Origin of the sequence: Kitasatospora sp. NPDC093102 (assembly GCF_040683915.1) — a bacterium.
Taxonomy (GTDB): Bacteria; Actinomycetota; Actinomycetes; order Streptomycetales; family Streptomycetaceae; genus Kitasatospora.
Window position 1 is genome coordinate 1 of record NZ_JBFBFA010000003.1, and the last position, 20,646, is coordinate 20,646.

Consider the following 20,646-nt stretch of genomic DNA (forward strand, 5'->3'; position numbering starts at 1 on the left):
GTCGAGGGCGACGACGCGGGTCTCCCCCTCCCCGTAGACCTTGTTCAGGCCGGTGGCTCGGGCGGCCGCCAGGCCGGTGTGGACGGCGGTTGCGGTCGACGTGGTCACGGGGGGCTCCTTTTGTGCTCGTGGACTTGTACCTCCATGTTCCGCGACGTGATCATGGTCTTGCGTCGCTCCGCCGGACGGTTGGCCCTACCACCGCTGGGCGTACGGGAGGGATGGACCCCTCCTCCTGCGGTATGACGTGAACCCTGAGGCAGGAGGATGGCCGGAACGGATATCCTTCGTGGCCGAATCCCGAACAGTTCGTCAGATCGCAAGGAAACATGACAACTTCCGGGGCTTGGGACATGCGAAAGGGCGAGCCGGGCGACTAGGCTCAGGGTGGTTTCGCAGACGCCCGGATGGTGGAACGCAGACACGGGCAGCTTAAAACTGCTTGGCCGCGAGGCCGTGCCGGTTCGAGTCCGGCTCCGGGCACCGATCGTCCGGCGGGGGCGCGACGGCGTCCCCGCCGGACGTTGTTCACTGGATCCTCCTCGCGGCGTATCCCGGAATTTTTGCCATGCCATTACCCTTGTGCACGGGCGGTGCAGTGCCGCCACGGAGGGAATGAGCAATGAGAAGCAGCAACCCGGTCTTCTCGCGGGAGGGGTCCTTCACCCGCGACGCCGGCTACGCGGGGTTCGGTACCACCGCGCAGGCCGGGAGCCCGAACGGCCAGAACCACTACGGCCAGAACCCCTACGCGGGCACGCCTTACGCCCAGCAGCCGCAGGGCCAGGCCCCGATGACCGACGAACAGCTCTACGAGCTGTACAACGGGCCGTCGGCCGGCCCGGCGGCCACCGGGCGGATGACGCTGGACGACGTGGTCGCCCGCACCGCGATGACGCTGCTGACGCTGGTCGCCGCCGGTGCGGTGGCCTGGTTCGCGCTGCCGTTCGAGAACTACGGCTACGCCCTCGGCGCCTCGATCGTCGCCTTCGTCGTCTACCTGGTCATCGCCTTCAAGCGCAGCGTGAGCCCGCCGCTGATCCTGACGTACGCGGCCCTCCAGGGCTTCGCGATGGGCGCCGTCTCGCACCTCTACAACACCGCGCTGAACGGCATCGTGATCCAGGCGGTGCTGGGTACGGCGGCGGTCTTCGCGGCGATGCTGTTCGCCTACAAGAGTGGTCGCATCCGGGTCACCGCGCGCTACCAGCGGATCGGCATCGCGATCGCCATGGGCTTCGTGCTGCTCATGCTGGTCAACCTGGTCGCCATGGCCTTCGGCGCCGACATGGGGCTGCGCTCCGGCCCGCTGGGCATCGTGGTCGGCCTGGTCGGCATCGGTCTGGGGGCCTTCTTCCTGTCGCTGGACTTCGCGGCGATCGAGGAGGCCATCGCCCAGGGTGCCCCGCAGCGCGAGTCGTGGCGGGCCGCCTTCGGGCTGACCCTGTCGCTGGTCTGGATCTACATGGAGATGCTGCGGCTGATCGCGATCCTGCGCGGCGACGACTGACGGTCCGTCCTGCCGTGAACCACTGCCGCCGGGCCCCGGAGCCACTCGCTCCGGAGCCCGGCGGCTTTCTCGCTTACGCTCCTACCCATGCATGACGTAGAGCCCCTGGTCGAAGCCGTCGAGTCCCTGGCGGATCGTTTCCGCTCGCTGCCGCAGAGCAAGCTGCTGGGCGCCGTGCCCGGGTACGCCTCGCGGGCGGCGGCCGCGCTGGAGCTGGCCCGTCGGCTGGCCGGGCTGGCGCTGGCGACGGAGGGCGGGCCGCAGCGGGAGTTCCCGGATGCCGGGGCCTTCGCGGCGGGGGACCAGCTGGCCGTCGCCGGGCACGACCTGGCGGCCGCGCTCGCGGCGCTGCCGGAGGGCGCGGAGGTGGCGCTGCCGGACGGGCCGGTGGCGGCGGCCGAGGTGCTGACCGGAGCGGTGGCCGCGGTGCGGGAGACGGCGGCGCTCTGCGGCTGAGCGGGTGGAACGGGCTCACGGAGTCCGGGAACGCCGAAGGCCGGCCGGGTCGGTAACCCCTGGACCCGGCCGGCCTTCGGCGTGCTGCGCGGCGGTGAGCTGGTGTCAGATGCTGGCGACCACCCGGTCGGCGAGCACGTAGACGGCCTCCTCGTCGGTGGAGAAGGTCAGCGAGTACGAGCCGGAGAAGCGCGAGCCGCCGAGCAGCCGGACGTGTTCACCGGCACGGACGGCGTCGATCAGCCGGTAGGCGGCCTCCCGGTCGCCCGGGGCCACGCAGAGGGTGGTGCCGTCGGCGAAGGCGTACACGTCCAGGGTGCCCAGCGGGCCCGGGCGGACGTCGACCAGGGCGACGGCCTCCTCGGCGAGGGTGGCCAGCCGGCCGTCGGTCCACTCCCGGGACGGCGCCTGGCTGGGCACGAAGTCGGGGTGCGAGGGGTGGCGGCGCGGGTCGGGCGCGGCGACCGGGGCCTCCTCGACGGCCGGGTCGGCGTCCAGCAGCCCGGCCTCCAGGCCGGTGGCCAGCAGGTCGGCCTCGCGGCGGGCCCGGGCGTCCTTGGCGGTCTCGCCGACCGGGTGGCCGGGGCGCAGCGGCACGCCGCCCTCGGTGCCGGGCTCGGCGGAGGCGGTGCCGCCCTCGTTGATCAGGTCCTCAAGCGCGGAGCGCAGCGCCTCGCCGAACTCCGGGTCCATCGTCCCGGCGTTGTCGGCGGCGTCCTGCGGGCCGGTGGGGCGGGGGAAGAAGAGCGGCCACTCGTCGGTGCCGGAGAACGTGCCGGAGAACGGGGAGTCGAACAGCGGCGCGTCCTCGGCCGCGCGGGCCTCCTGCTCGGCCCAGAACGCCCGGGCCTCGGTGATCTCCCGCTCGCGGTCGGCGGCGAGCGCCTCGGTGACGGCCCGGCGTATCGCGGCCTCGTCCACCGGCGCGGGCGCGGCCTGGGCCGCGGCCTGCGCGTCCAGCCGGCGGGAGAGTCCCCGGAGGTGGAGCAGCACGGCGGTCGACACGGTGATCAGGATCAGCAGCAGGATGGTGTAGACGGCGCTCACGGAACGTACTCCTAGCGAGGAGCGGAACGGGGTTACGTGTCCACACTGCCGCATGCGGGGCTGTTACCGCAGTGGCGAATGTCCAATTCGTCCGTAACTTTCGCTCTTGTCCCCAAATTGTTAGGTAACACCGTTCTACGCAGTGGAGTTGATCCGCTCCGCAGTGTCGATTTCCGGGTCGAAAACGACAGAAAAGAGGGCCGGATCGACCTCGCGGTGTGATTCGGCCCTCAATTACGCAGCGTCACTCCAAATGGGTGGTCCAGACCCTTCGGAGGGTGACCGGAGGGTCAGCTGAGCCGCTCGATGACCATCGCCATGCCCTGGCCGCCGCCGACGCACATGGTCTCCAGGCCGAACTGCTTGTCGTGCCACTGCAGGGAGTTGATCAGGGTGGTGGTGATCCGGGCGCCGGTCATGCCGAAGGGGTGGCCGACCGCGATCGCGCCGCCGTTGACGTTCAGCTTGTCCAGGTCGACGCCGAGGTCGCGGTAGGACGGGATCACCTGGGCCGCGAAGGCCTCGTTGATCTCGACCAGGTCGATGTCGTCGATGGTCAGGCCGGCCCGCCTGAGCGCCTGCTTGGAGGCCTCGACCGGGCCGTAGCCCATGATCTCGGGGGAGAGCGCGCTGACACCGGTGGAAACCACCCGGGCGAGCGGGGTGATGCCGAGCTCGCGGGCCTTGGTGTCGGACATGATGACCAGCGCGGCCGCGCCGTCGTTCAGCGGGCAGCAGTTACCCGCGGTCACGGTGCCGTCGGGACGGAACACCGGCTTCAGGCCGGCCACGCCCTCCAGGGTGACGCCGGCGCGCGGGCCGTCGTCCGTGCTGACCACGGTGCCGTCCGGAAGCGTCACCGGGGTGATCTCGCGCTCCCAGAAGCCGGCCTTGATGGCGGCCTCGGCGAGGTTCTGCGAGCGGACGCCGAACTCGTCCTGCTCGGCGCGGGTGATGCCCTTGAGCGCGGCCAGGTTCTCGGCGGTCTGGCCCATCGCGATGTAGGCGTCCGGCAGCAGGCCGTCCTCGCGCGGGTCGTGCCACTCGCCGCCACCCTCCTCCGCGCGCTTCCTGGTGCGCGCCTGGGCCTCGTCGAAGATCGGGTTCATGGTGCCCGGCAGGCCGTCCGAGGTGCCGTTCACGCTGCGCGAGACGGTCTCCACGCCGGCCGAGACGAAGACGTCGCCCTCGCCTGCCTTGATCGCGTGCAGCGCCATCCGCGTGGTCTGGAGAGAGGAGGAGCAGTAGCGGGTGATGGTGGCGCCGGGCAGGTAGTCCATGCCCATCTGGACGGCCACGATGCGGGCCAGGTTGTGGCCCTGCTCGCCGCCGGGCAGGCCGCAGCCCAGCATCAGGTCGTCGATCTCGCGCGGGTCGAGCTGCGGCACCTTGGCCAGGGCGGCCTGGATGATGTGGGCGGTCAGGTCGTCCGGGCGGACGTCCTTGAGCGAGCCCTTGAAGGCCCGGCCGATCGGCGAACGGGCGGCGCTGACGATGACGGCTTCGGGCATGGCGGGCTCCTCGCTCGGTGACGGCGGACCTGGCGTCCGGGAGGAAAGTTACCGCCTGGTAGGTCAGGCGTCATCCGCCGCAGGGTGTGAGCTGGCCGACGTGTTCCCGGAGGCCCCGCCGGGGGCCGTACCGGCTTTCTTCCCGTTCTCCGGGCCGGGCAGGCCTGTCCGCAGCCGGTTCCGCAACTGGGCCCAGCGGCGCCCGGCGCCCTCCGCCGGTACGGCCGCCACCTCGGTGCCCGCCCGCCCGGCCGCCGCGGCGGCGGCCATCGCGACCGGCAGCACCGTGCCGCCCGGGACGGCCGTGGCCGGGCGCTCCTCCTGCGGCCAGAGTCCGAGCGCGGCACAGACCGAGGGCAGCACGGCCATCGCGGCGGTCGCGTAGCCCTGGGCGGAGGGGTGGTAGCGGTCGGCGGCGAACATCTCCGGGCGGGCGGCGAACTCCGGGCCCAGCAGCGAGCCCAGCGAGACCGTCCGGCCGCCCGCCTCCACCACCGCGATGGTCTGCGCGGCGGCCAGCTGCCGGCTCAGCCGGCGGGCCACCCAGCGCAGCGGCGGCCGCACCGGCTTGATCGTCCCGAGGTCCGGGCAGGTTCCCACGACCACCTCGCAGCCGTTGGCGTGCAGGGCGGCGACGGCCTCGCCGAGCTGGCGGACGGCCAGTTGGGCCGGGCTGTGCCGGGTCACGTCGTTGGCGCCGACCATGATCACGGCGATGTCCGGGTGGTGTGGCAGCGCCTGCTCCAGCTGGCCGGAGAGGTCGGCCGAGCGGCCGCCGGAGCGGGCCACGTTGACCAGCCGGACCGGGCGCTCGGCCACCGAGGCGAGGCCGGCGGCCAGCAGCGCGCCCGGGGTCTCGCCGGCCCGGGCGACGCCGAGGCCGGCGCCGGTGGAGTCGCCGAGGACGGCCAGCACGAGTGGGGCCTGCGCGGTCGCGGAGCCGTCGGCGAAGGCCTCGCCGTAGATGCCGTCCGCCCTGGGCGGGAGGGTCTCCAGGGCGCCGATGGCCTGGATGGCGAGTTTGCTCTCGGTCAGCAGCAGACCGACCAGGCCCACCCCGAGCAGGCCGAGCCCGCCGCCGCCGTACGCCGCCGCAGTGGCGATCCGGCGGGCCACCCGGGCCCGCGAGTCCCGTGCCCCTGGCATCCGGTGCCCCCTTCACGTGCTCCTGCCGGCCCTCCGGGGCCACGGCAATGCCTGCACAGCGGTCTTACCCCCGCGCGGGGCGGGAGTACCGGAGGCGCCGGCAGGGTGCGCCATTGGGGGAGGTGGGCAAGAGGGGAGTCGCGGGGCGGGTGCCACGCCCTACGCTTTGCAGTACCGAAAGCACTCGCATGCCCACAGACCGGGAGGACCCCCGTGCGGTACCACAACTCGATCATCGACCTGGTCGGCAACACGCCGCTGGTCAAGCTGAACAAGGTCACCGAGGGCATCAGCGCGACAGTGCTGGCGAAGGTCGAGTACTTCAACCCCGGCGGCTCGGTGAAGGACCGCATCGCGATGCGCATGATCGAGGCCGCCGAGGCCTCGGGCGCCCTCAAGCCGGGCGGCACCATCGTCGAGCCGACCTCCGGCAACACCGGTGTCGGCCTGGCGATCGTGGCCCAGCAGAAGGGCTACAAGTGCATCTTCGTCTGTCCTGACAAGGTCTCGACCGACAAGATCAACACCCTGCGCGCGTACGGCGCCGAGGTGGTCGTCTGCCCGACCGCCGTCGCTCCGGAGCACCCGGACTCGTACTACAACGTCTCCGACCGCCTGGTCCGGGAGACCCCGAACGCCTGGAAGCCGGACCAGTACTCCAACCCGGAGAACCCGGCCTCGCACTACCACTCCACCGGCCCGGAGCTGTGGGAGCAGACCGAGGGGCGGATCACCCACTTCGTGGCCGGCGTCGGCACCGGCGGCACCATCTCCGGTACCGGCAACTACCTGAAGGAGGCCTCCGGCGGCAAGGTCAAGGTGATCGGCGCCGACCCGGAGGGCTCGGTCTACTCGGGCGGCACCGGCCGGCCGTACCTGGTCGAGGGCGTCGGTGAGGACTTCTGGCCGACCGCCTACGACCGCAACGTCGCGGACGAGATCGTCGCCGTCTCCGACAAGGACTCGTTCCAGATGACCCGGCGCCTGGCCAAGGAGGAGGGCCTGCTGGTCGGCGGCTCCTGCGGCATGGCCGTGGTGGCCGCGCTGGAGGTCGCCAAGGACCTCGGGCCGGACGACGTCGTGGTGGTGCTGCTGCCGGACGGCGGCCGCGGCTACCTGTCGAAGATCTTCAACGACGACTGGATGGCCGACTACGGCTTCCTGCCCTCCTCCACCGACGAGGCGCACATCGGCGAGGTGCTGGCCCGCAAGGAGTCCATCGAGCAGGGCGGCGTCCCGCAGTTCGTCCACATGCACCCGAACGAGACGGTCGCCGAGGCGGTCCGGGTGCTGCGCGAGTACGGCGTCTCGCAGATGCCGGTGGTCTCCCCGGGCGCCGGCCACCCGGACATCATGGCCGGCGAGGTGATCGGCTCGGTGGTGGAGAAGCTGCTGCTGGAGGGCATCTTCGCCAAGGAGATCGAGCTCACCGACACGCTGGACAAGGTGATGTCCAAGCCGCTGCCGGTGGTCGGCTCGGGCGAGACCGTCACCAACCTGATGACCGTGCTGGAGAAGGCCGACGCGGCCGTCGTGCTGGTCGAGGGCAAGCCCCAGGGCATCGTCACCCGGCAGGACCTGCTGGGCTTCCTGACCGGCCGCGGCCAGCACTGACGCGGCGTCACCGGCGCTGCCGCACTTCCGCGGGTGGATGCGGAGGATTCGTCCACGGGGGAAGTGGTACACCGGCGTCACCTGTCCGCAGCACGTGGTTAACAAGGCTCGGGCATCGTGGTCGTCAACGGCAGGACGCCGAATGAGGCGACGGCAACCGTCCGGGAGCGGCTCCCCGGCGACCGCGGTCGGCTCCGGACACGTCGGGCGGCCCTGACCCGGCCGCTGTGTCCTCCCGCCGTGGGAGGCGCCGTCGTCCCGCCCCTGCCCGGCCCCGGCCGGCTGACAGGGTGCGGCGGCTCCCGCGGCAGCACCGCGCCGCACGGCGCGTGTCCCTGCGGCTCCCGGGTGGGGGAGCCGCGTGGGGAACGGTGGGGCCGGTCCTTCTCCGAGGGACCGGCCCCTTCCGTTCGCGCCGTCCGGGCGTGTTCGCGCCGGGCGCACGGGGGTGTGCTCCGGGCGGCCGCCCGTGCGACACGCCGGGCGTGGCCGTCCCGTACGCTCGCACGCATGACCAGCACTGAAACGACCGACCAGGACGCCCCGCGCTACGTCCGGGTCAAGATCGAGCTCATCGCGGAGATCACCGACGAGGGCGCGCTCAAGGCGGCCGCCCTGGAGGCCGTCACCGCGGACGAGTACCTCGACGACGAGGAGCGCGCCCAGTCCGTCGAGGCCATCGAGGTGGACCCGTCGGGTTCGCTCGCCCACTTCATCGACCCCGTCGCGCTGCTCGGCGAGGTGCCCGGGGTGGAGCTCGCCTCGGCGACCTGGGAGTCGGCGCAGACCGAGTTCGACCCGGACGACGAGGAGTGGGACGAGTACCAGGTGGAAGACTCCGCCGAGTAGGACGGAACCACCGGGTGACGGCGTCCGCCGTCACCGCCCGTGAACGCCCGGTCCGCCCTGCGGACCGGGCGTTTCGTCCCTGTTCGTCGGGAAGTTGGGTCATCTCATACGATCGCTTACCCTTCGGTGATGGAACCGTGAACGGGCGGATTGCGTTTCTGTATCCGTAATGCCCGGGATGATCTACAGGGAGACGCGACGTGACGGCACGGGACGGTCAGGGGCGGGCGGCCGGAGGCAGCTGGAGCCGGCGCGGGGTCCTCGCGGGGCTGATCGGAGCGCCCGTCCTGCTGCTGGCGGCCTGCAACGACAACAGCAGCGCCAGCGGCACCGGCACCGGTGGCAGCGGCGCCGGCGGCGCGAGCGGCACCCCGGGCTCCGGCGGTGCGAGCAGCAGCGCCCCGAAGACCTCGGCCGCGGTCATCACGGTGGTCCCGGCCGACGGCACCGCCTCGGCGAGCTTCAGCGAGCCGGTCAAGGTCACCGTCGCCAACGGCACCCTGAGCAGTGTCAAGGTCACCGACACCACCGGCAAGGAGCTGGCCGGCCAGCTCTCCGCCGACGGCACCGGCTGGACCTCGGCCGCCGCCCCCGCCAGCGGTACCAAGTACACCGTCGCCGCCACCGCGTTCGACAAGGACAAGCTGGAGGCGGACTCCAACGCCGTCTTCACCACGGCGACCCCGGCCAACACCTTCGTCGGCTACTTCACCCCCGAGGACGGCACGACGGTCGGCGTCGGCATGCCGGTCTCGATCAACTTCAGCAAGCCGATCACCGACCGCAAGACCGTCCAGCAGGCGATCACGGTGATAGCCGAGCCGGGCGTCGAGATCGTCGGCCACTGGTTCTCCAGCACCCGCCTCGACTTCCGGCCGCAGGAATACTGGGCCAAGGGCACCAAGGTCACCCTCAAGCTCCGGCTCAAGGACGTCGAGGGCGCCAAGGGCGTGTACGGCACCCAGTCCAAGGACGTGAGCTTCACCATCGGCCGCGCCCAGACCAGCGTCGCCGACCTCGCCACCAAGAAGCTCACCGTCACCACGGACGGCCAGGTCAGCGCCGTCTACAAGATCTCCGGCGGCTCGCCCGAGCACACCACCTGGGGCGGCAAGATGGTGATCTCCGAGCAGTACACCCAGACCCGGATGAACTCGCAGACCGTCAACCTGGGCAGCGAGTACGACATCGCGGACGTGCCGCACGCCCAGCGCCTCAGCACCTCGGGCACCTTCATCCACGGCAACTACTGGTCCTCGTCGTCGATCTTCGGCAGCCAGAACACCAGCCACGGCTGCATCGGCCTCCAGGACACCAAGGGCGCCCAGGACGCCGGCGCGGACGGCTACAAGTTCTACAAGTCCTCGATGGTCGGCGACGTGGTCGAGGTCGCGAACTCCGGCGACAAGACGGTCGCCCCGGACAACGGCCTGAACGGCTGGAACATGGGCTGGGCCGCCTGGAAGGCCGGCAGCGCCATCTGACCCGGCTCCGCACCCCTGCCGGAAAACTTTCCGGGCGGACCGAACCTCGCGGTCCGCCCGAGGAGTAGGACGGGTGTGAAACGCGAGCAGAGACAGCGCCAGGACGCCGAGTTCAGCGCGTTCGTCGCCGGGAGCGGTCGCCAACTGCTGAGGCTGGCCGAGCTGCTGACCGGCGACCCGGACCGGGCGAAGGACATCGTGCAGTCCGCGCTGGAGCGGGCCTACCTGAACTGGCACCGGATCACCGGGGACGACCCGAGCGCGTACGTCCGCCGGATCGTGGTCAACCAGCACCGCGACTGGTGGCGCCGGCTGCGCAACCACGAGCTGCCCACCGAGCACACCCCCGACCGGCCGCTCGCCGAGGACCTCGCCGAACGGCAGGCCGAACGGGCCCTGCTGCACCAGGCGCTGGGCACCCTCACCCGCCGGGAGCGGACGGTCGTCGTGCTGCGGTACTACGGCGACCTCACCGAGGCCGCCGTCGCGGCCGAACTGGGCATCGCCCAGGGCACGGTGAAGAGCACGCTGCACCGGGCGATGTCGAAGCTGCGCGCACTGCCCCAACTCGCCGACCGCTCCGGCGGGGTGGCGGGTTCCACGACGCACATCGAGGTGACGGTATGAGCTTCGAGAACCGGCTGGGCCAGCTGCTCAAGGACGAGGACCCGTACGCGAGCGGGCCGGACCCGGTGCCGATCATCGCCGCCGCCCGGCGCCGCCGGGCCAGGCGCAGAGCGGGGACCGGGGCGGCCGTGGTCGCGGTGGCCCTGGTCTGCGGGGCGACGGCGGTGACGGCCGGCAACGCCCGGCACGTCGGGCAGGTCGCGGGCGACGCGGGGGCGGCGATGACCCCCTCGGCAGGGTCGGCGCGCATCACCCCGACCGCCGCCCCGCTCACCCCGACTGCCACCCCCGTCTACCCCACCGACCGGTTTCCGACCCCGGCCCCGTTGCAGCGCTCACCGGTGAAGCAGGTCGCCGCCGGGGAGAAGGTCGAGCTGGCCCCCAACGTCCGGGTGTCGGTGACCCCGACCGAGAGCTGCCAGGACACCATCAACCCGACGACCGGCGCCTACTCGGGCAAGGCGTGCACCAACGTTCCTGCCGCCCCCGACATGCCGCAGGACCGGCCCGGCATCTCCATGCAGTTCAACGACACGTCCGGCGGCATCATCGTGTACAGCTACTACCGGGGCCCGACCCCGGCCCGGATCGTGCTCTTCGTGGGCGGCAGGCCCACCCTCGCCACCCTGCTCACCACGCCGGGCATGGAGCGCTGGGTCGGCTACTACGCGGCCCTGCCGCCCGGCGACCCCCGGCCGGGGACCATGGTTCCCGCCGTCGGGGCCTACGACGCCGACGGCAGGCTGCTGGCCGGTAGCGCCGGCCACACGGCGAACGGCCTCAAGGAGCAGCCGCCCGCCGTGTTCTGAGCGGCCCGGCTCACCGCCGCTTGTAGTCCGCGAAGCCCTGCCACTCGACGATCGCACAGGGCTCCGGGCCCACCGTCCAGGCGTCGTGTCCGGGCGGAGACCACGTACCCGGTGTGGGCGGCCTGGCCGCCGTCGGTCCTGGCGATCGGCTTCACGTGGAGGGAGGTCAGTCCTGGGTGCGGGCCACGCCGATCGGGCAGGAGGCGCCGGTGCCGCCGAGACCGCAGTACCCGTTGGGGTTCCTGGCCTCCGACAGGTACTGCTGGTGGTACGGCTCGGCCGGGAAGAACGGGCCCGCCGGGGCGATCTCGGTGGTGATCGGGCCGTACCCGAGCGCGGTCAGGGACGGCTGGAAGGCGTCCCGCGTGGCCGCCGCGGCCTCGGCCTGGGCGGGGGCGTGGGTGTAGACGGCGGAGCGGTACTGGGTGCCCACGTCGTTGCCCTGGCGGTTGCCCTGGGTCGGGTCGTGCGCCTCCCAGAAGGTCTTCAGCAGGCGCTCGTAGGAGATCACCGCCGGGTCGAACACCACCCGGACCGCCTCGGTGTGCCCGGTCAGCCCGCTGCACACCTCCTCGTACGTCGGGTTGGGGGTGTGGCCGCCCTGGTAGCCGACCAGCGTCGTCCAGACGCCGGGCAGCCGCCAGAAGGTGCGCTCGGCGCCCCAGAAGCAGCCCAGTCCGAAGTCGGCCACCTCCAGGCCCTCCGGGTACGGACCGGTCAGCGGGTGCCCGAGCACGGTGTGCGGCTCGGTCAGGGTGAAGGCCGGGGTCGGCCGACCGGGCAGCGCCTGGTCGGCGGGGACGAGCGAGGTCTTGTGGCGGTTGAACAGCACGGCCTGCTCCAGCGGGTCGGGAATCCTGGCGCAGTGTCCAACGCGAACGGCCGCCCCCGGATTCCGGGAGCGGCCGTACGGACCGGTCTTCCTAGCGGGCCGCCTCGACGGCGCCTTGGACCGCGTCGATCCGCAGGGCGATGAAGGACTGCCGGGGATCGTTGAAGTTGGTGAACGGCGGCGGGATGAACCGGCCGAGTGCCTGGTACTGCTCCAGCGCCTCGGTCATCCGGCCGGCCCGGGTCAGGGCGTACGCGAGCCAGCCGCGGGTGTACGTGATGCGGATGTGGTCGGGGTCGGCGGCCGCGAGGTCGGCGAGTGCGGCGTCCAGGGCGGCGCCGACCTCCGGGCGCTGCCAGGCGGAGAGCTTCTCCCCGTCCCGGGCGAACTGCTCCCAGTACGCCTCCAGCTTGATCGGCGCGAGCAGACTGCCGGGCGGCGCGGCGGCGATCGCTTCGTCGATGAAGGCGTGCATCAGCTCGTGGCTGCCGTGCCACTTCGCGCACCAGTACTGCAGCGCCCGGTTGTGCGCGCCCCAGTGGTGCGGATCGCGCGCGGTCAGCTCGGCCCAGAGCTCCCGGAACCGGTCGTTGGACCAGTTGTGGCCCATGGCGACGCCGATCCGGGCGGCCCACGGGTTGGGATCGTCGGGGGCGAGCTCGGCCGCCTTCGCGCACGCCTCGTCGGCCTCCAGCAGGACCCGGCGGAAGCCCTCGAACTGTTCGCGGGTGACCTCGCTGGCCCGGGCGCTGCTCCGGATGTTCCATGCCAGGCCGATCAGCGCGTTCGCGTGCAGCAGCGCGGCGGTCGGGTCCTGCGGGCGTTCCGCGCGCCAGGCGCGCAGCCAGGCGTCGTCCTCGGCCGCCAGGTCGGCCGGTCCGTACAGCCGCCGCCAGCGGACATCGGGGGTGCCGTCAGCGGCGAGGTGGGCGGCGACCGGCCGCCAGTCGCCGGCCTTCGCGGCGGCCAGGGCGTTCGTCTCCTCGGGGCCGGGCTCGCCGAACGGGACCAGCTCGCTGCCGAGCAGCAGCCCGTGGTCGGCCGGGGTGATGGTGTTCGCCGCCTGCCTCTCCTCGGCGAGCCGCGCCTCGTGGCGGGCGATGGTTGCCTTGGCCCGTTCCAGCTGCGCCAGCTTGCGCTTGGCCAGCCGGAGCATGACGACCGGGAACAGCAGGGCGAGGCCGACGACGACGAGCACGACGATGCCGATCAAGGGAGCTCCTTCCGCGCGTGGATGGGGTGGGGCGGTCAGGCGGCCGGGAGGCCGGCCCCGGCGAGCAGCGCGTGCAGCGGCGCGGTGTCCGCGGTGTCCGCGCAGGCGGCGTCGAGGGCCGCCTCGAAGCCGTCCTCGAAGCCGTCCGGCAGGTGGAGCTCGGCCGGTCCGGACCAGGAGAGCTCCCAGCGGGCCAGGCCGGCGTCGGCCAGCGCGACGACGGCGGCGTGCGCCAGTTCCTCGCGCAGCACCGGGCGGGCGAACTCGCGGGCGGCCCGGCCGGTGGCGGCGGCGGCCTCCTCGCTCTTCGGCAGCCGGTCGGTGAACTCCCAGGCCCGGCCGGCGTCGACGGCGTCGAGCAGGCCGTGGACGGTGGGCCGCAGGCCCAGTTCGGTCAGCGCCCGGTACGCCGGGGCGGCCGCCTCGCGGGCGTGCGACAGCATCGCCCCGCGGACCAGCTCGGGCCATTCGACCCGCTGCTTGCGGGCCGCCTCGGGGATCAGGGAGACGACCTCCAGTTCGGTCAGCACCCGCTCGGCGTCGTGCAGCAGGGTGAGGGCCGGGCCGGCGGCACCGGGGCCGCGTCCGTCGTCGGGCAGCGCCTCGATCGCGGCGACCCGGCGGTCGATCGGCGGGTGCGAGTCGTACGGGTCGGGCTGCTCCTGGGGCAGTTCGAGCGCGTACTCGGCGAGTTCCTGCCGGCGCTTCGGGTCGCTCAGCAGGTGGGCCAGGCCTCCGTAGACCTGGCCGGGCGGCGGGAGCAGGCCCACGTCCCAGCCGAGGGTGGCGTACCGGCCGAGGTAGAAGTCCTGCGCGGAGTCCAGCACCGGAATCTTGCGCAGCGCCGCGGCGGTGGCGTCCCGGCCCGCGATCTGGGCGGCGACCTGGTCGGCCGCGTACTCCTGGCGGCGGCCGACCGCCTCGGAGACCCGGAAGTAGAGCTTGGCGTAGAGGGTGAAGAGCTTGGCGAGCACCCGGTCGACGCCGCCGGAGGCCTGCTCGCCGGACGGCTTGCGGCCCTTGGCCAGCCGCTTCTCGGCCTTGGCGGCCAGCTTGGCGGCCTCCTCGGCCTGGTGCTGGTCGGCGCGCTGGTGGAGCCCGCCGACGGTGTGCAGGATGGCGCGGCGGCCGGCCACCGTGACGGCGGCGAGCCGGACGTCCCGGTTGCTGTAGTGGCCGAACTCGTGCGCCAGCACGGACTCCAGCTCGCCCTCGGTGAGGCCGATCAGCAGCGGGGCGCCGATGACCAGGTGCCGCGTGCCGGGGACCAGGCCGAGCAGCCTGGTCTCCTCGTACACGCCCGCGTTGACCTCGGGCACGAGCCGGATCTCGGCCGGTCCGCGGACGCCGGTGCGCTCGGAGATCCGGTCGACCACGGCCCAGAGGGCGGGCTGCTGCTCGCGGGTGAGGAGCACGCCGGGCACCTCGCCGTCGCCCTTGCGGCGGCGGGTCAGGAACACCACCCGGACCACCGGGTAGGCGATGACGGCGGTCAGCGCCCAGATCTTGAACAGACCCGGGCGCATGTGGTCCGACGCCTGGTACAGGGCGATGTCGAGGGCGAGCAGGCCCACGACGATGCCGAGGGCGAGCAGGTAGAAGCCGGCGAGCAGGGCCACGGCCGTGACGGCTCGGATGGATGTGCTCATGCCATTGGAACGCTGGGGCGCGCCCATGCGGTGATCCTCCCCGGGGCGCGACGGCAGGGCGGCGCGCGACTGTTGCATGGTGAACATGTGTACGACGGGTGGAGATCGTAGCGGTCGCCACGGACTCGGCGCACCGCGGTTTCGGCCCGCCGCACCCCCGCTCCCACCTGCGGGTTCGTCCCGGTTTCCGGTTCGTGCGGGCTTGACGGCATTCGCACACTAGGCTCGGACCCATGACCCAGCACCAGCTTCCTCAGGGCTTCGAGACCCTCGCCATCCACGCGGGTCAGGAAGCAGACCCCCAGACCGGGGCCGTCGTCACGCCGATCTACCAGGTGTCCACCTACAAGCAGGACGGGGTGGGGGGCCTGCGGGGCGGCTACGAGTACAGCCGCAGCGCCAACCCGACCCGCACCGCGCTGGAGGAGTGCCTCGCGGCGCTGGAGGGCGGCGCCCGCGGCCTCGCCTTCGCCTCCGGCCTGGCAGCCGAGGACACCCTGCTGCGCACCATCCTCAAGCCGGGTGACCACATCGTGATCCCCAACGACGCCTACGGCGGCACCTTCCGGCTGTTCGCCAAGGTGCTGACCCGCTGGGGCGTCGAGTTCTCCGTCGCCAACACCCAGGACCTGGCCACCGTCCGCGAGGCGCTGCGCCCCAACACCCGTGCGGTGTGGGTGGAGACTCCGTCCAACCCGCTGCTGGGCATCACCGACCTGGCCGCGCTGGCCGAGCTCGCGCACGGCGCCGGCGCGCTGCTGGTGGTCGACAACACCTTCGCCAGCCCGTACCTCCAGCAGCCGATCTCGCTCGGCGCGGACGCGGTCGTGCACTCCACCACCAAGTACATGGGCGGCCACTCGGACGTGGTCGGCGGTGCGCTGGTGCTGGCCGACGCGGGCCTCGGCGAGGAGGTCGCGTACCACCAGAACGCGATGGGTGCCGTCTCAGGCCCGTTCGACGCCTGGCTGGTGCTGCGCGGCATCAAGACGCTGGGTGTCCGGATGGACCGGCACAGCGCCAACGCGGAGAAGGTCGCCGAGCTGCTGGCGAGCCACCCGAAGGTCAGCCAGGTGCTCTACCCGGGCCTGCCCGAGCACCCCGGCCACGACATCGCGGCCAAGCAGATGAAGGCCTTCGGCGGCATGGTCTCGTTCCGGGTCGCCGGCGGCGAGGAGGCGGCCGTCGAGGTCTGCAACCGCGCGCAGCTGTTCACCCTCGGCGAGTCGCTCGGCGGTGTCGAGTCGCTGATCGAGCACCCGGGCCGGATGACCCACGCCTCGGCGGCCGGCTCGCCGCTGGAGGTGCCGTCCGACCTGGTGCGCGTCTCGGTCGGCATCGAGTCGATCGACGACCTGCTGGCCGACCTCAAGCAGGCGCTGGGCTGAGGCCGTTGGGGCCCGCGGCCCCTCACTGCCCCTGCTGGTCCGCCGTGTACGACTCCATCGCGTGGTTGAAGCGGGCCAGCAGGGCGCAGAACGCGCGCTGCTCCTCCGGTGGCCAGCCGGCCACCAGGCGGCGGGTCAACTCGGCCCGGCCGTCCCGGACTTCGGTGAGCCGGCCGGCGCCGTGCGAGGTCAGCGCGAGCCGTACGGCGCGGCGGTCGGCCGGGTCCTGCACCCGGCCGACCAGCCCGGCCGCGACCAGCGGGGCGACCTGGCGGGTCACCGTGGAGGAGTCCACGCCCAGGGCCTCGGCCAGCGCCTTGACGTTGGCCGGCCCGTGCCGCTCCAGCCGGTCGAGCAGCAGGTAGGCGGCCCGGTCCAGCGCCCCGACCCCGCCGCCGGAGGTCCGGACCTGCTCCATGCGGCGTGCGAACACCGCTAGCTGGTACTGGAGTTGGGTGTGCACGGGGTCGGTGCGGTCGGTGGCCAGGGGCGAGGTCGTCGTCATCGCGGCTCACGATCGTCGTGCGGTGAGGGAGGCTCAGAAGCAGCAGCGTACGCGGGCCGGGCGGGCCCGGGAACAGGCCCGGCATCCCGGATTGCCGCTGCCCGCGCCCGTAGTCTGACGCCATGCACAACTGGCCGATCACCCTCGACGACGTCCGCGGCGCACAGAAGATGCTCGCCGGGGTCGCCCGGGTGACCCCGATGGAGGGCAGCCGGCACCTCTCCGGGCTGATCGGTGCGCCGGTCCACCTGAAGTGCGAGAACCTCCAGCGCACCGGGTCCTTCAAGCTGCGCGGGGCGTACGTGCGGATCGCGGGACTCTCGCCGGTGCAGCGGGCCGCCGGGGTGGTGGCGGCGAGCGCCGGGAACCACGCCCAGGGAGTGGCGTTGGCGGCCGCGCTGCTGGGCGTGCACTCCACGGTGTTCATGCCGCTCTCGGCGCCGCTGCCGAAGGTCGCGGCCACCCGTGAGTACGGCGCCGAGGTGCGGCTGCACGGCGCCACCGTGGACGAGGCGCTCCAGGCCGCTCAGCGGTACGCGGAGGCGACCGGCGCGGTGTTCATCCACCCCTTCGACCACTGGGACGTGGTCACCGGTCAGGCGACCGTCGGGCTGGAGATCCTGGAGCAGTGCCCCGAGGTGCGGACCATCCTGGTCGCGGTGGGCGGCGGCGGGCTGCTGGCCGGGATCGCGGCGGCGGTCAAGCCGCTGCGGCCGGACGTGCGGGTGGTCGGGGTGCAGGCGGTCGGCGCGGCCGCGTACCCGCCCTCGCTGGCGGCCGGGCGGCCGGTGTCGCTGGAGCGCTTCGCCACCATGGCGGACGGGATCATGGTCGGGCGCCCCGGTGACATCCCGTTCGAGGTGGTCAACGTGCTGGCGGACGGCATCCGCACGGTCTCCGAGGACGCGCTGTCGCGGGCGCTGCTGCTCGGGCTGGAGCGGCTGAAGCTGGTGGTCGAGCCGGCCGGGGCGGCCCCGATCGCGGCGCTGCTGGAACAGCCGGACTCCTTCGAGGGGCCGGTGGTGGCGGTGCTGTCCGGCGGCAACATCGACCCGCAGCTGATGCAGCGGGTGCTGCGGCACGGGCTGGCGGCGGCCGGGCGCTACCTGTCGCTGCGGGTGCGGCTGGCGGACAAGCCGGGTGCGCTGGCGGACCTGCTGGGCGTGCTGACCAGGGTGGACGCCAACGTGCTGGACGTGGCGCACGTGCGGATCGACCCGCGGCTGGGGCTGACCGAGGTCGAGGTGGACCTGCACCTGGAGACCAAGGGGCCGGAGCACTGCGCGCTGGTGGTCGGGGAGTTGCGGGACGCGGGCTACGTGGTTTCCGGCTGACCCCTGTCCCTTGACGCGATATATCGCGTACTGGGAGACTCGCGATACATCGCGTTCGCGTTCCCACGCGTCGAGAAGCGAGTCGCTCGCGTGCCCGGCATCAGGGCGGGCGTGCCCGAAAACAGGGCAGAGTGGGACGGATCGCCCCATACGTTCGAGGAGATGAGGCAAGGCCATGGCGCCAGCCATCCAAGCCGAGAACCTGGTGAAGACCTTCGGCGACGTACGAGCTCTGGACGGTGTCAGTCTCGACGTCCCGGAGGGCACGGTGCTCGGGCTGCTCGGTCCGAACGGCGCCGGGAAGACCACCACCGTGCGGGTGCTCACCACCCTGCTCCGTCCCGACTCCGGCCACGCCGTGGTCGCCGGGGTCGACGTGCTCAAGCACCCGAACAAGGTCCGCAGCCTGATCGGCCTGTCCGGCCAGTACGCGGCGGTCGACGAGTACCTGACCGGCTTCGAGAACCTCACCATGGTCGGCGAGCTCTACCAGATGAGCAACCGCGTGGCGAAGGCCCGCGCGCTGGAGCTGCTGGAGTGGTTCAGCCTCACCGAGGCCAAGGACCGCACCGCCAAGACCTACTCCGGCGGCATGCGCCGCCGCCTGGACCTCGCCGCCGCGCTGGTCGTCCGGCCGCCGGTGATGTTCCTGGACGAGCCGACCACCGGCCTCGACCCACGCAACCGGCTCGCGCTCTGGGAGGTCATCGAGACGCTGGTCGAGCAGGGCACCACACTGCTGCTCACCACCCAGTACCTGGAGGAGGCCGACCGGCTCGCCCACGACATCGCGGTGGTCGACCACGGCCGGGTGATCGCCCGCGGCACCGCCGACCAGCTCAAGGCACAGATCGGCGGCGAGCGGATCGAGGTCGTGGTGCACGAGCGCGGCCTGATCGGCGACGCGGTCGCCGCGCTCTCCGGCTACGCGCTGAACGAACCGACGGTGGAGAAGAACACCCGCCGGATCACCGTGCCGATCAGCGGCGGCGCCCGGGTGCTCGCCGACGCGATCCGTGAACTGGACTCCCGCGGGATCGAGATAGACGACATCGGGCTGCGCCGCCCGACCCTGGACGACGTCTTCCTCACCCTCACCGGCCGCGTCGCCGAGGAGCAGCCGGAGGAGGACGGCGCCGACCCCGGGGCGCGCGGCCGGGGCAGGGACAAGGGCAAGGAGGGCGCGGACGGCCCGGGGCCGGACAGGCAGGCCGTCGCGGCCGGGAAGGAGAGCTGAGATGAGCACCGCCACCGAGCACGCCATCGGCGGAGCGGTACCCAGGCAGCGCCGGGGGATCGCCGCCTCCCTGCACGACTCCTGGGTGGTCGCCAAGCGCAACCTGCGCCGGATGACCCGCATCCCGGAGATCGTGGTCTTCGGGCTGATGCAGCCGGTCATGTTCGTGCTGCTGTTCTCGTACGTGATGGGCGGGGCGATCAGGATCCCCGGCACGGACTCCAGCTCGGACACGTACATCCAGTTCCTGATGGCCGGCATCTTCGCCCAGACCGTCACCTTCGCCGTCGCCGGTGCCTCGGCGGGCATCGCGGAGGACATGAGCAAGGGGCTGGTGGACCGGTTCCGCTCGCTGCCGATGGCCCGTTCGGCGGTGCTCGTCGGCCGTACCCTCGCGGACCTGTGCCAGACCGCGTTCATCCTGGTCGTGCTGGCGCTGGTCGCGCTGCTGGTCGGCTGGCGGATCCACGACGGCGTGCTCAACGCGCTCGGCGCCTTCGGCCTGCTGCTCCTGCTGGGCTACGCCTTCTCCTGGATCGGGGCGCTGATCGGCCTGTCGGTGCGCAGCCCCGAGGCGGCCACCTCGGCCGGTCTGATCTGGCTCTTCCCGCTGACCTTCGTCTCCAACGCCTTCGTGCCGGTCTCCTCGATGCCGGAGTGGCTCCAGGGGGTCGCGTACTGGAACCCGTTCAGCGCCACCGTGCAGGGCTGCCGGGTGCTGTTCGGCAACCAGGTCGGGCCGGTGGACAGCGCCTGGCCGATGCAGCACGCGGCGCTGGTGTCGGTGATGTGGTCGGTGGTGATCACCGCGGTGTTCTCGTGGCTGGCGGTGCGCAAGTACCGCTCCTCCAGCGCCTGACCGGGCACCCCCGGAACACCGGAGGGCGGCCGCGGAAGTCCTGGACCTCCGCGGCCGCCCTCGTGTCGTGCGACCGGATCAGCCGGCGTGCGGCACGACCTTGACGATCTTCACCATGGCCGGCTTGCCGTTCGGCAGCTCGTAGGTGGCCTCGTCGCCGATCTGCTTGCCGTCGATCGCGCGGCCCAGCGGGGACTGCGGCGAGTAGACGTCCAGGTCGTCGCCCGCGACCTCGCGGGAGGCGAGCAGGAACTCCATGAGGTCGTCCTCGTCGCCGTCGAAGGCGACCGTGACGACCATGCCCGGGGCCACCACGCCCGAGTCGGCCGGCGCCTCGCCGACCTTGGCCCGCTCCAGCAGCTGGGTCAGCTGGCGGATGCGCAGCTCGTACTTGCCCTGCTCCTCCTTCGCCGCGTGATAGCCGGCGTTCTCCTTGAGGTCGCCCTCCTCGCGCGCCGCCTCGATCTTCTGGGCGATCTCGATGCGCCAGGGCCCGGTCAGGTGGTCCAGCTCGGCCTTGAGCTGGTCGTAGCCGGCCTGAGTGAGCCAGGTCACGTTCTCGCTGGTCTGGGTCAC

General features: G+C 72.4%; 19 protein-coding genes, 1 tRNA gene and 1 pseudogene. 12 read left to right on the top strand and 9 right to left on the bottom strand.

Annotation, left to right across the window (positions count from 1 at the left end):
- A pseudogene (locus tag AB0O11_RS05690) lies at positions 1-108 on the bottom strand (ABC transporter ATP-binding protein); the annotation flags it as partial.
- A gap of 293 nt (positions 109-401) precedes the next feature.
- Between AB0O11_RS05690 and AB0O11_RS05695 the strand changes: the two are divergent.
- The 3 genes from AB0O11_RS05695 to AB0O11_RS05705 all read left to right on the top strand — a co-directional run bounded on the left by AB0O11_RS05695 (position 402) and on the right by AB0O11_RS05705 (position 1,966).
- Positions 402-483, top strand: a tRNA-Leu gene (locus tag AB0O11_RS05695).
- Between the two features lie 139 nt (positions 484-622).
- Entirely contained in the window at positions 623-1,510 is an 888-nt protein-coding gene (locus tag AB0O11_RS05700; RefSeq protein WP_363382067.1) for a Bax inhibitor-1/YccA family protein, read from the top strand.
- Positions 1,511-1,597: 87 nt separating this feature from the next.
- Complete coding sequence (locus AB0O11_RS05705; RefSeq protein WP_363382070.1) at positions 1,598-1,966, top strand: hypothetical protein; 369 nt, start codon at positions 1,598-1,600, stop codon at positions 1,964-1,966.
- A gap of 105 nt (positions 1,967-2,071) precedes the next feature.
- Here AB0O11_RS05705 and AB0O11_RS05710 read toward each other — a convergent pair whose 3' ends face one another.
- The 3 genes from AB0O11_RS05710 to AB0O11_RS05720 all read right to left on the bottom strand — a co-directional run bounded on the left by AB0O11_RS05710 (position 2,072) and on the right by AB0O11_RS05720 (position 5,670).
- Entirely contained in the window at positions 2,072-3,013 is a 942-nt protein-coding gene (locus AB0O11_RS05710; RefSeq protein ID WP_363382073.1) for a hypothetical protein, read from the bottom strand.
- 290 nt (positions 3,014-3,303) lie between these two features.
- Positions 3,304-4,524, bottom strand: coding sequence for an acetyl-CoA C-acetyltransferase (locus AB0O11_RS05715; protein WP_363382075.1), 1,221 nt, complete (start codon positions 4,522-4,524; stop codon positions 3,304-3,306).
- 63 nt (positions 4,525-4,587) lie between these two features.
- Positions 4,588-5,670 (bottom strand): SGNH/GDSL hydrolase family protein, encoded by a 1,083-nt coding sequence (locus AB0O11_RS05720; protein WP_363382078.1) that lies wholly within the window; start codon positions 5,668-5,670, stop codon positions 4,588-4,590.
- Positions 5,671-5,883: 213 nt separating this feature from the next.
- Here AB0O11_RS05720 and AB0O11_RS05725 point away from each other — a divergent pair, with 213 nt between their 5' ends.
- The 5 genes from AB0O11_RS05725 to AB0O11_RS05745 all read left to right on the top strand — a co-directional run bounded on the left by AB0O11_RS05725 (position 5,884) and on the right by AB0O11_RS05745 (position 11,053).
- Positions 5,884-7,284 carry a cystathionine beta-synthase gene (locus AB0O11_RS05725; protein WP_363382081.1) on the top strand — a complete coding sequence of 467 codons (1,401 nt, stop codon included), beginning with the start codon at positions 5,884-5,886 and terminating at the stop codon, positions 7,282-7,284.
- A 510-nt stretch (positions 7,285-7,794) separates the two neighbouring features.
- Entirely contained in the window at positions 7,795-8,133 is a 339-nt protein-coding gene (locus AB0O11_RS05730) for a hypothetical protein (RefSeq protein ID WP_363382084.1), read from the top strand.
- 200 nt (positions 8,134-8,333) lie between these two features.
- Positions 8,334-9,617, top strand: a complete 1,284-nt coding sequence (locus AB0O11_RS05735; protein ID WP_363382086.1) for an Ig-like domain-containing protein — start codon at positions 8,334-8,336, stop codon at positions 9,615-9,617.
- 75 nt (positions 9,618-9,692) lie between these two features.
- Complete coding sequence (locus AB0O11_RS05740) at positions 9,693-10,244, top strand: SigE family RNA polymerase sigma factor (protein ID WP_224279788.1); 552 nt, start codon at positions 9,693-9,695, stop codon at positions 10,242-10,244.
- Positions 10,241-11,053, top strand: a complete 813-nt coding sequence (locus AB0O11_RS05745) for a hypothetical protein (RefSeq protein ID WP_363382090.1) — start codon at positions 10,241-10,243, stop codon at positions 11,051-11,053. Before AB0O11_RS05740 ends, AB0O11_RS05745 begins: the two co-directional genes overlap by 4 nt.
- Positions 11,054-11,219: 166 nt before the next feature.
- Here the strand turns inward: AB0O11_RS05745 and msrA are convergent, their stop codons facing one another.
- From msrA to AB0O11_RS05760, 3 genes are all read right to left on the bottom strand, one after another.
- The gene (gene msrA / locus AB0O11_RS05750; protein WP_363382093.1) at positions 11,220-11,885 is read right to left on the bottom strand and encodes a peptide-methionine (S)-S-oxide reductase MsrA; all 666 of its coding nucleotides are present in this window, start codon (positions 11,883-11,885) and stop codon (positions 11,220-11,222) included.
- A 91-nt stretch (positions 11,886-11,976) separates the two neighbouring features.
- The gene (locus AB0O11_RS05755) at positions 11,977-13,098 is read right to left on the bottom strand and encodes a hypothetical protein (RefSeq protein WP_363382096.1); all 1,122 of its coding nucleotides are present in this window, start codon (positions 13,096-13,098) and stop codon (positions 11,977-11,979) included.
- 35 nt (positions 13,099-13,133) lie between these two features.
- The gene (locus AB0O11_RS05760) at positions 13,134-14,747 is read right to left on the bottom strand and encodes a M48 family metalloprotease (protein ID WP_363382099.1); all 1,614 of its coding nucleotides are present in this window, start codon (positions 14,745-14,747) and stop codon (positions 13,134-13,136) included.
- A 233-nt stretch (positions 14,748-14,980) separates the two neighbouring features.
- Here AB0O11_RS05760 and AB0O11_RS05765 point away from each other — a divergent pair, with 233 nt between their 5' ends.
- Positions 14,981-16,135, top strand: coding sequence for a cystathionine gamma-synthase (locus tag AB0O11_RS05765; protein WP_224279810.1), 1,155 nt, complete (start codon positions 14,981-14,983; stop codon positions 16,133-16,135).
- 22 nt (positions 16,136-16,157) lie between these two features.
- On the opposite strand, the gene AB0O11_RS05770 is transcribed toward AB0O11_RS05765, so the two are convergent.
- Positions 16,158-16,640 carry a MarR family transcriptional regulator gene (locus AB0O11_RS05770; RefSeq protein WP_363382103.1) on the bottom strand — a complete coding sequence of 161 codons (483 nt, stop codon included), beginning with the start codon at positions 16,638-16,640 and terminating at the stop codon, positions 16,158-16,160.
- Positions 16,641-16,762: 122 nt separating this feature from the next.
- Here AB0O11_RS05770 and ilvA point away from each other — a divergent pair, with 122 nt between their 5' ends.
- The 3 genes from ilvA (at position 16,763) to AB0O11_RS05785 (ending at position 20,070) form a co-directional block, all read left to right on the top strand.
- Entirely contained in the window at positions 16,763-17,974 is a 1,212-nt protein-coding gene (gene ilvA / locus AB0O11_RS05775) for a threonine ammonia-lyase (protein ID WP_363382106.1), read from the top strand.
- 175 nt (positions 17,975-18,149) lie between these two features.
- Positions 18,150-19,211: an ATP-binding cassette domain-containing protein gene (locus tag AB0O11_RS05780; RefSeq protein ID WP_363382109.1), complete on the top strand. Its 1,062-nt coding sequence runs from the start codon at positions 18,150-18,152 to the stop codon at positions 19,209-19,211.
- A gap of 1 nt (position 19,212) precedes the next feature.
- Positions 19,213-20,070: an ABC transporter permease gene (locus tag AB0O11_RS05785; RefSeq protein WP_363382112.1), complete on the top strand. Its 858-nt coding sequence runs from the start codon at positions 19,213-19,215 to the stop codon at positions 20,068-20,070.
- Positions 20,071-20,148: 78 nt separating this feature from the next.
- Here the strand turns inward: AB0O11_RS05785 and greA are convergent, their stop codons facing one another.
- The gene (gene greA / locus AB0O11_RS05790; protein WP_363382116.1) at positions 20,149-20,646 is read right to left on the bottom strand and encodes a transcription elongation factor GreA; all 498 of its coding nucleotides are present in this window, start codon (positions 20,644-20,646) and stop codon (positions 20,149-20,151) included.

Excerpts from the sequence above, each read along its gene's own strand:
- AB0O11_RS05705 (WP_363382070.1), top strand. The coding sequence starts at position 1,598 with ATGCATGACGTAGAGCCCCTGGTCGAAGCCGTCGAGTCCCTGGCGGAT.
- AB0O11_RS05785 (WP_363382112.1), top strand. The coding sequence starts at position 19,213 with ATGAGCACCGCCACCGAGCACGCCATCGGCGGAGCGGTACCCAGGCAG.
- AB0O11_RS05780 (WP_363382109.1), top strand. The coding sequence starts at position 18,150 with ATGGCGCCAGCCATCCAAGCCGAGAACCTGGTGAAGACCTTCGGCGAC.
- AB0O11_RS05770 (WP_363382103.1), bottom strand. The coding sequence starts at position 16,640 with ATGACGACGACCTCGCCCCTGGCCACCGACCGCACCGACCCCGTGCAC.
- AB0O11_RS05760 (WP_363382099.1), bottom strand. The coding sequence starts at position 14,747 with ATGAGCACATCCATCCGAGCCGTCACGGCCGTGGCCCTGCTCGCCGGC.
- AB0O11_RS05720 (WP_363382078.1), bottom strand. The coding sequence starts at position 5,670 with ATGCCAGGGGCACGGGACTCGCGGGCCCGGGTGGCCCGCCGGATCGCC.
- ilvA (WP_363382106.1), top strand. The coding sequence starts at position 16,763 with ATGCACAACTGGCCGATCACCCTCGACGACGTCCGCGGCGCACAGAAG.
- AB0O11_RS05730 (WP_363382084.1), top strand. The coding sequence starts at position 7,795 with ATGACCAGCACTGAAACGACCGACCAGGACGCCCCGCGCTACGTCCGG.
- AB0O11_RS05715 (WP_363382075.1), bottom strand. The coding sequence starts at position 4,524 with ATGCCCGAAGCCGTCATCGTCAGCGCCGCCCGTTCGCCGATCGGCCGG.
- AB0O11_RS05700 (WP_363382067.1), top strand. The coding sequence starts at position 623 with ATGAGAAGCAGCAACCCGGTCTTCTCGCGGGAGGGGTCCTTCACCCGC.
- AB0O11_RS05765 (WP_224279810.1), top strand. The coding sequence starts at position 14,981 with ATGACCCAGCACCAGCTTCCTCAGGGCTTCGAGACCCTCGCCATCCAC.
- AB0O11_RS05745 (WP_363382090.1), top strand. The coding sequence starts at position 10,241 with ATGAGCTTCGAGAACCGGCTGGGCCAGCTGCTCAAGGACGAGGACCCG.